The sequence below is a fragment of the Micromonospora sp. NPDC048887 genome (genome assembly GCF_040649715.1).
Classification (GTDB): Bacteria; Actinomycetota; Actinomycetes; order Mycobacteriales; family Micromonosporaceae; genus Micromonospora.
In genome coordinates, this window is sequence record NZ_JBEZGA010000002.1 from 249051 (window position 1) to 262801 (window position 13751).

Annotated in this window: 14 protein-coding genes, 1 other RNA gene and 1 pseudogene; 14 read left to right on the top strand and 2 right to left on the bottom strand. The window is 71.2% G+C overall.

Annotation, left to right across the window (positions count from 1 at the left end):
* Positions 1–104 precede the first annotated feature (104 nt).
* The 7 genes from AB0C17_RS04345 to mctP all read left to right on the top strand — a co-directional run bounded on the left by AB0C17_RS04345 (position 105) and on the right by mctP (position 6817).
* The gene (locus AB0C17_RS04345; RefSeq protein ID WP_357389112.1) at positions 105–1334 is read left to right on the top strand and encodes a helix-turn-helix domain-containing protein; all 1230 of its coding nucleotides are present in this window, start codon (positions 105–107) and stop codon (positions 1332–1334) included.
* A complete protein-coding gene (locus tag AB0C17_RS04350) occupies positions 1331–1912 on the top strand; it encodes a flavoprotein (protein ID WP_357389110.1) in 582 nt (193 codons plus the stop codon). The genes AB0C17_RS04345 and AB0C17_RS04350 overlap by 4 nt, the downstream gene beginning before the upstream one ends.
* 89 nt (positions 1913–2001) lie before the next feature.
* On the top strand, positions 2002–2859 hold the full coding sequence (locus AB0C17_RS04355; protein ID WP_357476570.1) for a Nif3-like dinuclear metal center hexameric protein: 858 nt from the start codon (positions 2002–2004) through the stop codon (positions 2857–2859).
* Positions 2849–3586, top strand: a complete 738-nt coding sequence (locus tag AB0C17_RS04360; protein ID WP_151501372.1) for a C4-type zinc ribbon domain-containing protein — start codon at positions 2849–2851, stop codon at positions 3584–3586. The genes AB0C17_RS04355 and AB0C17_RS04360 overlap by 11 nt, the downstream gene beginning before the upstream one ends.
* Positions 3587–3591: 5 nt before the next feature.
* The gene (locus AB0C17_RS04365; RefSeq protein ID WP_357389106.1) at positions 3592–4737 is read left to right on the top strand and encodes a bifunctional RNase H/acid phosphatase; all 1146 of its coding nucleotides are present in this window, start codon (positions 3592–3594) and stop codon (positions 4735–4737) included.
* 126 nt (positions 4738–4863) lie between these two features.
* Complete coding sequence (locus AB0C17_RS04370) at positions 4864–5106, top strand: DUF3311 domain-containing protein (protein WP_357389104.1); 243 nt, start codon at positions 4864–4866, stop codon at positions 5104–5106.
* A 58-nt stretch (positions 5107–5164) separates the two neighbouring features.
* The gene (gene mctP / locus AB0C17_RS04375; RefSeq protein ID WP_357389177.1) at positions 5165–6817 is read left to right on the top strand and encodes a monocarboxylate uptake permease MctP; all 1653 of its coding nucleotides are present in this window, start codon (positions 5165–5167) and stop codon (positions 6815–6817) included.
* A 57-nt stretch (positions 6818–6874) separates the two neighbouring features.
* Here mctP and AB0C17_RS04380 read toward each other — a convergent pair whose 3' ends face one another.
* Positions 6875–7342 (bottom strand): MarR family transcriptional regulator, encoded by a 468-nt coding sequence (locus AB0C17_RS04380; protein ID WP_357389102.1) that lies wholly within the window; start codon positions 7340–7342, stop codon positions 6875–6877.
* A 107-nt stretch (positions 7343–7449) separates the two neighbouring features.
* On the opposite strand from AB0C17_RS04380, the pseudogene AB0C17_RS04385 reads away from it, so the two are divergent.
* Positions 7450–7641, top strand: a pseudogene (locus AB0C17_RS04385) (MFS transporter); the annotation flags it as partial.
* 61 nt (positions 7642–7702) lie between these two features.
* Entirely contained in the window at positions 7703–8620 is a 918-nt protein-coding gene (locus AB0C17_RS04390) for an MFS transporter (protein WP_357476573.1), read from the top strand.
* 24 nt (positions 8621–8644) lie between these two features.
* Here AB0C17_RS04390 and AB0C17_RS04395 read toward each other — a convergent pair whose 3' ends face one another.
* The gene (locus tag AB0C17_RS04395) at positions 8645–9406 is read right to left on the bottom strand and encodes a sulfite exporter TauE/SafE family protein (RefSeq protein WP_210897247.1); all 762 of its coding nucleotides are present in this window, start codon (positions 9404–9406) and stop codon (positions 8645–8647) included.
* A 157-nt stretch (positions 9407–9563) separates the two neighbouring features.
* Between AB0C17_RS04395 and rnpB the strand changes: the two genes are divergently transcribed.
* From rnpB to AB0C17_RS04420, 5 genes are all read left to right on the top strand, one after another.
* Positions 9564–9972, top strand: an RNA gene (rnpB, locus tag AB0C17_RS04400) — RNase P RNA component class A.
* 363 nt (positions 9973–10335) lie between these two features.
* The gene (locus AB0C17_RS04405; RefSeq protein WP_357474767.1) at positions 10336–10749 is read left to right on the top strand and encodes a contact-dependent growth inhibition system immunity protein; all 414 of its coding nucleotides are present in this window, start codon (positions 10336–10338) and stop codon (positions 10747–10749) included.
* Between the two features lie 249 nt (positions 10750–10998).
* Positions 10999–11784 (top strand): maleylpyruvate isomerase family mycothiol-dependent enzyme, encoded by a 786-nt coding sequence (locus AB0C17_RS04410; protein ID WP_357476576.1) that lies wholly within the window; start codon positions 10999–11001, stop codon positions 11782–11784.
* 130 nt (positions 11785–11914) lie between these two features.
* Complete coding sequence (locus AB0C17_RS04415; RefSeq protein WP_357474761.1) at positions 11915–12634, top strand: hypothetical protein; 720 nt, start codon at positions 11915–11917, stop codon at positions 12632–12634.
* Positions 12635–12752: 118 nt separating this feature from the next.
* Entirely contained in the window at positions 12753–13709 is a 957-nt protein-coding gene (locus tag AB0C17_RS04420; protein WP_357476580.1) for a threonine/serine dehydratase, read from the top strand.
* Positions 13710–13751 lie beyond the last annotated feature (42 nt).

Sequence of the window (13751 nt, forward strand, 5' to 3'; positions counted from 1 at the left end):
AAGCTACGAGAACTGGCTGGACGGTGGACGCACAACCTGTGCGATCGGCGCAACCTGTGGGACGTGGGGGGACCGGCCGGCACCGTGAGGGGGAGGGAGCGGGGATGGACGAACTACCCATAGGCCGGCGCGTGGCGTACTGGCGGAGTCGCCGCAAGATGTCCCAGCAGGTCTTCGCCGATCGGCTCGGCAAGTCCAAGAGCTGGGTGGACAAGGTGGAGCGCGGCGTCCGGCGGCTGGACAAGTTCTCCGTGCTCTACGAGATCGCCGACATCCTCCAGATCGACGTGCAACTGCTGCACGGCCGGGACCCGGAACGGCGTACCGACGCGCTCAACTGCATCGACCAGGTCGAGGTGGAGGAGATCCGCACCGCCCTGGAGCGGTACGACTCGATGAGCGCCTACTTCGACGCGGCACCCTGCCCCCCGCCGCTCGCCGACATGCGCAAGGCCGTGAACCACGCCTGGCTCACCTACCAGTACGGCCGGTACGGCATGCTCACCCGCGCGCTGCCCAAGCTGCTGCGCGACGCCCAGGCGGCGGACGCCGGCTGCGCCGGTGACGACCAGGTACGCGAGGCCGCCCACCTGCTCGGGCAGGTCTACCAGATCGCCTCCTCGGTGCTGCGCAAGCTCGGCGAGTGCGACCTCGCCTGGCTCGCCGCCGACCGGTCGATGGCGGTGGCCCAGCGGGCCGACGACCCGCTGCTGGCCGGCATCGCCACCACGAGGGTCTGCAACGCGCTCGTCGCGATGGGCCGCCCCCGGCCCGCGCTGGAGCTCAACGTCCGCATCGCGGGCCGGCTCGCGCCCGGCGGCGACAACGACGTCACACCGGAACGGCTCTCCGTGTACGGCCTGCTGCTGCTCCAGGGCGCGATGGCCGCCGCCCGGATCGGCGACTCGGCGACGGTGGACGACCTGCTCGCGGGCGCCGGTGAGGCGGCCACCATGCTCGGCGGCGACCACAACCACTACTGGACCTCGTTCGGCCCGACCAACCTGGAGCTGCACCGCGCGGCGGCGGCGGTCGAGCTGGGCGACGGCGGCCGGGCGGTGGAGACGCACATGCGGTTGTCGGTGCCCGCGTTCAACGCGTTGCTGCCGGAACGGCGCGCGCATCACCTGCTCGACCTGGCCCGGGGCTACTCCCAGATCGGTGACGTCGCCAACGCGGGGGACATGCTGCTGCGCGGCGACCGGCTCGCGCCCTCCGAGATCCGGTGCCGCCCGATCGCGCACGAATTGATGTCCGAGATTCTCCGTCGCACACGTGGTGCGCCGCCTCCGCCGATCGCGGAGTTGGCTGAGCACATGGGAGTCGGAGTATGAGCGATCCGCGCATCGCCAGCGGGCACCGGCGCGTGCTCTACGTCATCGCCTGCGGTTCGCCGCTGGCCCGTCACGTCGGCCGGCTGGTCGACCTCGCCCAGCGGGAGGGCTGGACGGTCTGCGTGGTCACCACGCCGGACGGCGCGAAGTTCGTCGACCGGACGGCGCTGGCCCGGCAGACCGGCCATCCGGTGCGTACGCACTACAAGAACCCGGGTGACCCGGACGTGCTGCCCCCGGCCGACGCCATGCTGGTGTGCCCGGCGACCGTCAACACGATCAACAAGTGGGCGGTCGGCATCACCGACACCCTGGCGCTCGGCCTGCTGATCGAGGCGCAGGGAATGGGGGTGCCGATCGCGGCCGTCCCGTACACGAACGAGGCGATGGCGGCGCACCCGGCGTTCCGGGCCAGCCTCGACCGGCTCGCGCAGTGGGGCGTCCGGGTGGTCTTCGGCGACCACGTCGTACGCCTGCACCCGCCCGGCACGGGTGAGCGACGCGCGGACGCCTTCCCGTGGGACGCCGGCCTGACCGCCCTGCGCGGCGCGGACCGGCCGGTCGCCCCGGTCGCCTGAGCGGTGGGCGTGGTTCCCGGGCTCGCCCGGGGACCACGCGCGGCGGCGGTCGGCGTGTACCGGCGCGGACGCCGGTAAGCTGGCCGCCCGTGAGCACAACCGTCGCCGACGTGGTGGCCGCCCTGGACCGCCGTTATCCGCCTGCCTGGGCCGAGGAGTGGGACCGGGTCGGCCTGGTGCTGGGGGAGCCCGACAACCCGGTACGCCGGGTCGCCTGCGTGGTGGACGTGGTCCCGGAGACCGTGGACGAGGCGCTCGACGTCGGCGCGGACATGATCGTCGCGCACCACCCGCTGCTGCTGCGCGGCGTCTCCTCGGTGGCCGCCACCACGTACAAGGGCCGGATCGTGCACCGGTTGATCAAGGCGGACGTCGCGCTGCACGTGGCGCACACGAACGCCGACGTGGCCGACCCGGGGGTGTCCGACGCGCTCGCCGCCCGGTTCGGGCTCACCGGGCTGCGCCCGCTGCACCCGCCCCGCCCCGGCTCGCCCGCTGCCGGGCCCGGCCGGGGCATCGGCCGCATCGGTGAGCTGCCCACCCCGATGACGCTCGCCGAGCTGACCCGGCTGGCCGCCGCCGTGCTCCCGGTCACCGCCTGGGGAGTTCGCGCCGCCGGGGATCCCGGGCGTATGGTTCGTACCCTCGCCGTCAGCGGCGGCTCGGGGGACGGCTTCCTCGCCGAGGCGACCGCGGCCGGGGTGGACGCGTTCCTCACCGCGGACCTGCGCCACCATCCGGCCGGGGAACACCTCGCCGCCGGTGGCCCGGCGCTGCTGGACGCCGCCCACTGGGCGACGGAGCGACCCTGGCTGGACGACCTGGCCGCCTTCCTGGCCGCCGAGCTGGACGTCGAGACCGTGGTGTCCGACCTGGACACCGACCCGTGGACCGTGCACGCCGCCGCGCCCCGGCCGGACGACAAGGAGCCCCGACGTGAAGGCTGACCCGAAGGTGCAGCGCCGCCTGCTCGACCTCCAGGCGATCGACACCGCGCTGGCCCAGCTCGCGCACCGCCGCCGCAGCCTGCCGGAGCGCGCCGAGCTGGAGGCCCTGGCGCGTGAGCTGTCCGCGCTGGAGGACGAGCGGGTCCGCGCCCAGGTGGCGGTCGACGACCTGGACCGGGACATCGCCCGGATCGAGAAGGACGTCGACCAGGTGCGGGCGCGCAAGAGCAAGGACGAGGCCCGCCTGGCCTCGGGCAGCGGCCCGGCCCGGGAGCTGGAGGCGATCCAGCACGAGCTGGTCTCGCTGAACCGCCGGCAGAGCGACCTGGAGGACGCCGAGCTGGAGCTGATGGAGCAGCGGGAGACCGCGCAGGGTGTGCTCGACGGCATCGAGAGCCGGCTCGCCGAGACCCGCGAGCGGCGTGCCGCGACCGAGCAGCGCCGCGACGAGACCCTGGCGGAAATCGCCAAGGAGGAGGAGTTCAAGCGCACGGCCCGCCAGCCGCTCGCCGGTGACCTCCCGGCGGACCTGGTCGGCCTCTACGACAAGATCCGCGAGGACACCGGTATGGGCGCCGCGCTGCTCACCGGTGGCCGCTGCGGCGGCTGCCGGCTGGAGATGTCCGGCGCCGACCTGGCCCGCATCCGCAAGGCCGACCCGGACGACGTGGTCCGCTGCGAGGAGTGCCGGCGGATCATGGTCCGGACCAACGAGTCGGGACTGTAGCCGCCGTGGCGGTGCGCGCGGTCGTGATCGAGGCCGACGGCGGCTCCCGGGGCAACCCCGGCCCGGCCGGCTACGGCGCCGTGGTCCGGGATCCGGAGACCGGCGAGGTGCTCGCCGAACGGTCGGAGTCGATCGGTACGGCGACGAACAACGTGGCCGAGTACCGGGGCCTGATCGCCGGGCTGGAGGCCGCCGCCGAGCTGGGCGCGGCCGAGGTCGAGGCGCGGATGGACTCCAAGCTGGTGGTCGAGCAGATGTGCGGCCGCTGGCAGATCAAGCACCCCGGGCTGCGCCCGCTCGCCGCCCAGGCCGCCGGGCTGGTCGGCCGCTTCACCGCCGTACGGTTCACCTGGGTGCCCCGGGAGCGCAACCGGCACGCCGACGCCCTGGCCAACGCGGCGATGGACGCCGCCGCGTCCGGTGCCGCGCCGGAAGCGAAGGCCGAGGCGCGGGCGGCGACTGTCGTGCGGGCCACCGGCACCGATCCGGCCACCACGCCCGCCTCCTGGGAGCCGCGCCCGACCGAGGAGGCCACCCGGCTGATCCTGGTGCGGCACGGCGAGACCGAGCGCACCGTGCAGAAGCGCTACTCCGGCCGGGGCGACGTGCCGCTCACCGAGCGCGGCCGCGCCCAGGCCCGGGCCAGCGCCGCCCGGGTGGCCGCGCTGGCGCCGTCCGTCGCGGCGGTGGTCAGTTCGCCGCTGTCGAGGTGTACGGCCACCGCCGAGGCGGTCGCCGCGCAGGTCGGAAACCCGCCGGTACGCACCGACGACGACCTGATCGAGTGCGACTTCGGGGCCTGGGAGGGGCACACGTTCGCCGAGGTACGCGAGGGCTGGGCGGCGGAACTGGACGCCTGGCTCGCCTCCACGGCGGTCGCCCCGCCGAAGGGCGAGTCGTTCGTGACGGTGGCCGAGCGGACCGGGCGGGCTGTCGACCGGCTGCGGTCGGCGTACCCGGGGGAGACGGTGGTGGTGGTCTCGCACGTCTCGCCGATCAAGCTGGTGCTGCGCGACGCGCTCGCCGCGAGCGACGCGTTCCTGCACCGGCTCTACCTGGACACCGCCGGCATCTCGGTGCTGGACCTGTACCCGGACGGCGGCGTCGCGGTCCGTTCGGTGAACGACACCTCTCACCTCACGGACGTCTGACGGCCGTTCGGCGCATGCCGACGGCCGCTCGGCGCATCGACATCCCCCGATCGAACGTGACCCCTGTCACAGGGTCGTAGCCTCCGGCCGTCACATGGCCCGCTACGAATGCCCGGAGGGTGTCACATGGCCGCACCGGAATCCGAGGCGCCGGACACGGCGCGATCCAGGGCGAAGGACAAGAGTCCCTGGAACTGGTTGCTCTTCATCCCGATCGTGGTGCCGCTGATCCCGGCACTGTTCAACGCCGACTCGCCCCGGCTGTTCGGCTTCCCGCGCTTCTACTGGCTGCAACTGGTCTGGATCCTGCTCGGCGTCGGCACCACCACGCTCGTCTACCAGATGACCAAGAAGCGGGGTGACCGGTGAGCGCGAGGAGTGAGCCGGGCCTGCGAGCCCCGCAGTCGCGAACGAAGGGGGCACAGTGATGTGGCGGGACCACCTCACCGAGATCATCGTCTTCGCCCTGCTGTTCCTGCTGGTCAGCGCCATGGGCTTCGTGGCCGCGCGGTGGCGCCGGCCGACCGACATGGCCCACCTGGACGAGTGGGGACTGGGCGGGCGCAGCTTCGGCGGCTGGATCACCTGGTTCCTGGTCGGCGGTGACCTCTACACCGCGTACACGTTCGTGGCGGTGCCGGCGCTGATCTTCGGGGCCGGCGCGGCGGGCTTCTTCGCCGTGCCGTACACGATCGTCATCTACCCGCTGGTGTTCCTGGTGCTGTGCCGGCTCTGGTCGGTCTCGCACCGGCACGGCTTCGTCACCCCTGCCGACTTCGTCCGCAACCGGTTCGGCTCGCCGATCCTGGCGCTGCTGATCGCGATCACCGGCATCGTCGCCACCATGCCGTACATCGCGCTGCAACTGGTCGGCATCGAGGCGGTGCTCAAGACCATGGGCGTGACCGGGGACAGCGCGGTGGCCCGGCACCTGCCGATCATCATCGCGTTCGCGATCCTGGCCGCGTACACGTACCAGTCGGGGCTGCGCGCCCCGGCGCTGATCGCGTTCGTCAAGGACTCGCTGATCTACATCGTGATCCTGGTCGCGGTGATCTGGCTGCCGTACAAGCTCGGCGGCTGGGGCGCCATCTTCGACGCCGCCGACGCGAAGTTCCAGGCGTCACCGGCGCCCGGCGACGGCATCCTGCTCAACCAGAACAACCAGATCCAGTACGTGACACTGGCGTTCGGCTCGGCGCTGGCGCTGTTCCTCTACCCGCACAGCATCACCGGCGTGCTCGCCAGCCGGAACCGCGACGTGATCAAGCGGAACATGTCCGCGCTGCCCGCGTACAGCCTGCTGCTGGGGTTGATCGCGCTGCTCGGCTACATGGCCATCGCGGCGAACGTGAAGCCGCTGCCCGGTGCGAAGGAGGGCACCACCGACGGCAACACGGTGGTGCCGCTGCTGTTCGACCAGCAGTTCCCGGACTGGTTCGCCGGGGTCGCGTACGCCGCGATCGGCATCGGCGCGCTGGTCCCGGCGGCGATCATGTCGATCGCGGCGGCGAACCTGTTCACCCGCAACATCTACAAGGAGTACCTGAAGCGGGACGCCACCCCGGCGCAGGAGGCGAACGTCTCGAAGATCACCTCGCTGGTGGTGAAGGTCGGCGCGGTGGCCTGCATCGTCTTCCTCGACCCGCAGTTCTCCATCGACCTCCAGCTCATCGGCGGCGTGATCATCCTCCAGACGCTGCCGGCGGTGGCGCTGGGCCTCTACACCCGCTGGTTCCACAGGGGCGCGCTGATCGCCGGCTGGGCGGCCGGGATGGGCCTGGGCATGTGGATGCTCTACCAGGTCGGCAACCCGGCGACCGGGAAGAAGCACTTCGCCGGGTCGGCGTTCCCACTGGAGAAGTTCGGTTTCGACACGCCGAAGACGATCTACGTCGGCATCGTGGCGGTGCTGGTGAACCTAGTGGTGGCGGCGCTGCTCACGCTTGTGCTGCGCGCCGCGAAGGTGGCCGACGGCCCGGACGGCACCACGCCCGACGACTACTTCGCCGACGAGGGCGACCCGCGCGTCACAGCCGACGCCGACCGCGCCGACTCCGCGCCGGAGCCCGTGGCGTGAAAGGAAGGGCCCCTTATTAACGCATTCTGCATAACAAGGGGCCCTTCCTAACGCACCTCAGCGGCGGCGGTTGCGGGCGTCGAGCGCCTCGTTGAGGCGGTGCAACATCTCCGCCAGCGTCTCCCGGTCCGCCTCGGGCCAGGCGGCGAGGATGTCGCCGTACAGCCGGGTGCGGGCCGCCCGCACGGCGGCCATCCGCTGCAGGCCGGCCGCCGTCGCGGAGATCACCGTGCCGCGCCCGTCGGCCGGGTCGGGGGTACGCGAGATCAGCCCGTCGCGCTGTAGCGCGGAGACCTGCCGGGTCACAGTGGAGCCGTCCAGGCTCAGCCGCGCGGCGAGCGCCGACACGTTCTGCGGGCCGGCCGCGTCGAGGTGCCGCAGGATCACGTACGCGGCGCGGTCGAGCAGCCGGTGCTCCATCGTGCCGGTGCCCCGGCGAGTCGCCTCGCCCAGGCGCATCAGCAGCGCCACCTCGGTCTCGATCCGGCCGAGCGTGGCCTCGGGGGCATGGACGTCATCGCTCATAGCTGTATGATACAAGGAAAATAACTGTACGATACAGCTATCTGGGAGGTTGCGGGGTGGATCGCCGATCCGAGCCCAACCGCAGTGCCATCTACGCCACCACGCTCGTGGCGTTCCTCGCCATCGCCGGCATCGCCGTCGTCGACCCGATCCTGCCCGCCATCGGCGAGGCGATCGGCGTCACCGCCTGGCAGGTCGAGCTGCTCTTCACCGCGTACATCGCGGTCATGGCAGTCGGCATGATCCCGGCGACGCTGGCCAGCGGCCGGTTCGGTTTCAAGCCGGTGCTCGTCACCGGCGTCTCGGTGGTCGGCCTGGCCGCGATCGGAGCCTCGTTCAGCAACGACATCGTGCAGCTCCGTGCTGCGCGGCGTCTGGGGTCTGGGCAACGCCATGTTCTTCGCCACCGCCATGGTGGTGCTGGTCAACCTGGCGAACGACAGGGAACGGGTGGTCGGCCTGTTCGAGACCGCCCTCGGCCTCGGCTTCGCCGTCGGTCCGCTCATCGGCGGCCTGCTCGGCGAGGTGAGCTGGCGGCTGCCGTTCTTCGTCTGCGGCGTGTTCATGGTGCTCGCGCTCGGCGTCGCCGCCCGCAAGCTCCGCGAACCGGCTCACAAACAGCCGCCGGTACGCCTCGGCCAGATCTTCGCCACCTACCGCAGACCCGCGTTCGTGACGCTCTGCGTGGTCACCGCCGCGTACAACTTCGTCTTCTTCGTCGTCCTCGGCTACACGCCGCTGTTCCTGCGCCTCGACGTCATCCCGCTCGGCCTGGCGTTCACCGGCTGGGGCCTCGGCCTGGCCGCCGGCATCCTGCTCATCGGGCACCGGCTCGCCCACCGCATCGGCGCGGTGCAGACCGTCGGCGTCGCCCTCCTCGGCCTGCTGGCCTGCATGGTCGCGTTCGCCACCTCCACCGGCACCGCCATGTCACTGGTAGTCCTGGTGATCGCCGGCCTGTTCATGGGCCTCGCCAACGCCAACCTCACCGACCTGGCGCTCGGGCTCGGCTCCGCCGACCGGCGCGTCGCCACCGGCGCGTTCAACCTGGTCCGCTGGGGCGCCGCCGCACCCGCGCCGATCATCTCCGGCAAACTCGCCGAGCACAGCCTCGCGCTGCCGTTCTGGGTCGGCTTCGGAGTGCTCGCCGCCGGCCTGATCGCCTACCTCGCGTTCGGTCACCTGATGGCGGCCGGCTACGGCGAACGGGTCATCTGGAACCGGGCCGCCCGCCGCGCCGAGCACGCACCGGAGGAGCCGGTGGGGGAGGTCTACTGACGGGTCCGGTCTTGCCGCACGGCGTCAGGTGAGCGCCCGCCACAGCAGGTAGCACCCGATGGCCGTGCCGAACACCACGATCACCGTCTTCAACACCACCTGCGGCAGCCGGCGGGCCAGCCGCGCGCCCGCGTACCCACCGAACAGGGTGGCCGGCGCGACCACCGCGACCGCCGCCCAGTTCACCGGCCCGAACAGGGCGAACACGACGAGCGTGGTCAGCCCCACCACCGCCGAGAGCAGGTTCTTCACCGCCGACACCCGGGCCAGCGTCGCGTCCAGCACCAGCGCCAACCCGGCCACCAGCATCACCCCGAGGGCCGCGCCGAAGTAGCCGCCGTACACGGTGCCGAGCGCGACCATGGTCTGGACCGTGACGGTACGGCGGCGCGCGCCCAGCCGTTCCGGATGGCCGACCAGGCGGCGCAGCGGACCCTGGAACGCGAGTACGGCTGTGGCGCCCAGCACCAGGAACGGCACCACCAGCTCGAACGCCCGCGCCGGGGTGGCGAGCAGCAGCGCGCACCCGGCGATCGTGCCGAGCACGGCCGTGGGCAGCAGCGACCACAGTTCCCGCCCGCGCGGTAGGTCCACCCGGCTGCCCGCCACGCTCGCCACGTACCCGGGAAAGACCGACACCGAGTTGGAGACGTTGGCTGCCACCGGCGGCAGGCCGGTCGCGATCATCGCCGGGAACGTGATCAGCGAGCCACCGCCGGCCACCGCGTTGACTGTGCCCGCGGCGAGACCGGCGGCGAGCAGGAGCGCGGCGTCGGAGAGATCCATGGTCCCCCGAGGCTAGTACGGCGCCGGCCTCGTTGCCGCGCTGGCCTTACGCGTCCCGTATGGGGTCTGTTCTGGCTTGGCGTGCTGCCCTGGCTCGGGGTGGACCGGGGTGGAAATGGCGGCGGCGGGTGCGTCGTTAGGATGAGGGCGCGACGGACGAGTCGACCGGGCGGTCGCGTCGACGGGCTCCGGCCCGTCGCCGAGGAACGTCCGGACTCCACAGGGCAGGGTGGTTGCTAACGGCAACCCGGGGTGACCCGCGGGACAGTGCCACAGAAAACAGACCGCCGGCCCGTCACGGGACGGTAAGGGTGAAACGGTGGGGTAAGAGCCCACCAGCACCCCGGGTGACCGGGGTGGCTCGGTAAACCCCACCCGGAGCAAGGCCAAGAAAGGGCCGTCACCGCAAGATGACGACCCGCGCAGACGCTTGAGGGCTGCCCGCCCGATGTCTGCGGGTAGGCCGCTGGAGCCTGCCGGCGACGGCAGGCCGAGATGGATGGCCGCCGCCGGTGCGCCTACGGGCGTGCCGGGCACAGAATCCGGCGTACAGGTCGACTCGTCCGTCGCCCACCAGCTCAGAGCCTCGATCAAGGCTCTGAGCTGGTCGTTTATCTGGTGCTGTTGGTTGGCCTTGATCATCGTTGGGTGGCGTTTGACGGCCTGGCCACGGCCTGGGAGGGCCTGAGGCGGCCTGAGTGTTGGCTCAGCGGACCCCGGATTCGGTGTAATCCGCGGCTTCGGCTTGAGATCAAAATGGACGACCCGTCGACCTCGACACCTGGCCGTCTATCAGCTGAAACACCTCGGCATCTCTCACCAGTCCCTCTGAACCATCCGGCGACCTCTTGCGGACTGGATGCGGACTGTCGGTGCTGTCGCAGCCCATCCGGCTTCTGGCGCGTTGAGCGTGGACTACCCTGAGCGCCGTGACGACGATCGAGCAGCTTGAACGGCGCGCGTGGCCGGATCCCGCTCCCGACGCTACGTCTCTCGTTAGACGTTGCACCGAGCTGCGACGCAAGCCGCTGGCTGAGTTCACGGTCGAAGACCTGCGGATGATGCTTGGGCAGGAGATTGGCGTGCCGGCGCTGCTGCCTCTCGCGGTACAAGTACTGCTCCGCGACCCCACGGCGGAAGGCGACTACTACCCGGGCGACCTGCTCTCCATGGTGCTGCGGCTTCCCGACTCAGCATGGCTGAACCTGCGAGGGGAACGGAAACGGCTGGCATCAGTGCTGGCGGAGCTACTGGCCTCCCCGCCGTTCTCCAATCCTGATCTTCGACCTCGCGACCCGGACCGACTGCTTCGCGACGACATCATGCGGTTTCTTGATCGATGAGAGCGGACCTCCTCGTCGGGCAGTCGTAGCCGTCAAGGGAGGCTGGTAGCCCTTGTGGATCGTCGGCGTCGGTGCCCCTCGGCCCAGTGTCGATCGCGTCCCAGCCCAGTCACCGTTGCACGCGTCGAGCACACCCTCGGCCGGCTGCCGCTGCGCTCAGGCTCGAGCGAGCGTTGAGCGTCTCCGGCCCGTCGCGATCGGCTGCGAAACTCGCTTCCAGATCGTCGGAGACCGGTGATAGAAAGCCGCGTGGATCAAACTCTCACGTTCGCCGATCACCTGCGGCTGATCAGCGAACGCTCTGCCGCCTTCCGTGCTGCGGTCGCCGCGGCACCCGGTCTCGACATGCGGGTTCCGACCCACCCCGGCCGGACGCTGTTCGATCTCGTGCAACACGTGGGCTTGGCGCGTCGCAAGTCCGCCGCCATCGTCGCCGCGGGGCCCGCGGACGCACCCCCGGAGACGTCGGCCTGGGACGACGGCACGGGTGCGCCTCGGGAACGTGAGGCGCTGCTGGCCTGGTGGACCGAGTCCATCGAACAACTGACGAGCGTGCTGCGTGAGGCCGGCCCGGACCGCAGTTGTTGGACGTGGTGGGACGACTCGCCCTCACCGCAGACCTCTGGTGCCTGGGCGCGGCGGCAGGTCCCCGAGATCGCGGTGCACACCTATGATGCCCAGCTCACTCTGGGTGCCCCGCAGCCGTTACCGGAAGAGGTCGCCCTCGACGGTTTCGACGACTGCCAGTTCACCCTCTGCGCGACCACTGTCGCCTGGCCGCATGCCCCCGCCGTCGTCGAGTACCACGCCGTCGAGGGTCGCTCCTGGCGGCTTCGTCTCTCCCGCGACGGCGCACAGGTCGCCCGGCTCACGCCCGCTACCGGAGAGGGTCCCGAAACGGCCGACGCCTCCGCCCGGGGCACGGCGAGTGACCTGGTGCTGTTCTTCTACGGCCGCATACCGCTGGATTCGCTGGAGTTCGAGGGCGACAGTCGCATCTTCGATCAGCTCGCGGCGTGGGACCCGTCCGCGTGACGACCCGATTGTGGTGAACCGCGAGATGGCCGGCAGGCGACGTCTGATCAGAGCCTTGTCGGATTCCCGACCTGGAGCGCGTCCGATCGGTTGGTCCGCACCTGCGGAAAGTGGCTGACACTCGAACGTCATGGACGAGGAACCTGGTGAAGCGGCTGTCGGTGTCCTGGTCGCGGCGTTGGGCGGCACCGCGAGCGCCGGACTTCAGGCAGCGGCTGAGAAATTGCGTGCGCGAGTTCATTCTCAACTGGTGGATGTGGATAGCAGCGAGATCTACGAGAACTGGGAGGTTGCCCCGCGGAGCACCCGGAAGCAGGGCGATCTGGCAGCCGCCATCGGTTTCCTGGCCAGAGACGATCCTGATTTCGGGGCCAACCTGAAGGAGCTGATCGACGAGGCCAGGGCGCTGTCGATCGTGCAGGAGGGCAGGCTGGCCGAGGGAGACCAGGCCGACAGTTCCGTCGAGGACGGTGAAGACTCCAGTTTCGTCAGCGGCCTGGTGTACGGCGATACCTACGTAGACGACTACGCCTCGAACTCACACAGCGCCACGAATTCGAAAGCCGTCATCATCGGTGGCGGAATCGTCGTGGCCTGCTTGCTGGGGCTCGCCATGTTCCTCGGTGTCCGGCAATTCACTGACTCGGGTGAGATAACGGAGGACTCGACCTGTCAGGAATTCCTGGAGGCGCCCGCTGAGGAAGCCCAGCGGGGTCTTGGTCGCATCGGAGCCGAGCTCGGCGTCAATACGGGGGTCCCGCTCGCGCCGAACGCCATTTCCTACGACTGCGGCAGGGAGCCCACCGCGCGCCTGGGTGACGTCGTCCTGCGCTACAGAGGGCAGTTCTGACCGGTAGTCGAGGGCCGGCACGGGAGACGCGGCGACGGTGCAGGGCCTGCGACGGGTGCCGGGCGCGGGCGGTCGGACGGCTTGGGGATGCGGGGACGGCGTGTGGGACGCTGCGGCGGTGATCGAGCTTGCGGACATCGAGGCGGCCGCGCACCGGATCGCCGACGTGGTGGTGCACACCCCGACCCTGCCCAGCCCGGGACTGTCCGATCTGCTCGGCGTACCGGTCATCGCCAAGCTGGAGCTGCTGCAACGTACCGGATCGTTCAAGGCCCGGGGCGCGGCGGCGAAGCTGCTCACGCTCGACGACGCCGAGCGGGCGGCCGGGGTGGTGGCCGTCAGCGGCGGCAACCACGGCATCGCGGTCGCGGTGATGGCCGGCGCGCTCAGGGTGGCGGCGACCGTGGTGATGCCCCGCAGCGCGCCCGCCCGCGCGGTCGAGATTGCCCGCGCGGCCGGGGCCGACGTGCGGCTGACCGAGGACATGGCCGGCGCGTTCGCGCTGATGAACCGGCTCCGGGACGAGGGCATGACGTTGCTGCACCCGTTCGACGACCCGATCGTGCTGGCCGGGCAGGGCACTGTCGGGCTGGAGTTGGCCGACGACGCCGGTGAGCTGACCGACGTGCTGGTCAGCATCGGCGGGGGCGCGCTGATCTCGGGTGTGGCGGCGGCGCTGCGGGCGCGGCGGCCGGGGGTGCGCGTCTGGGGCGTGGAGACCGAGGGCGCGCAGGCGATGTCGCAGGCGCTTGCCAAGGGCGGCCCGATCGAGGTGCCGCTGTCGTCGATCGTCACCACGCTCAGCGCGCCGAGCGTCTCGCAGCTCACCTATGACCACGTGACGGCGCTGGTCAGTGACGTCCTCGTGGTCTCCGACGCCGAGGCGGTGCGGGGCACGCTGGAGCTGGCCGAGCACGCCAAGGTGTGGGCCGAACCGGCCGCCGGGTGCCTGCTGCCCGCCGCCCGCCGGGTGGTCGAGCGGGTGGGCGGCGACGTCCGGCTGGGCCTGGTGGTCTGCGGCGGCAACGCCACAGTGGCCGACGTGACCGCGTGGGCCGGCCGCTTCGGCCTCTGACCGCCCGCCGCGTCACACGAGCGGCAGGATCCAGGGGTACGC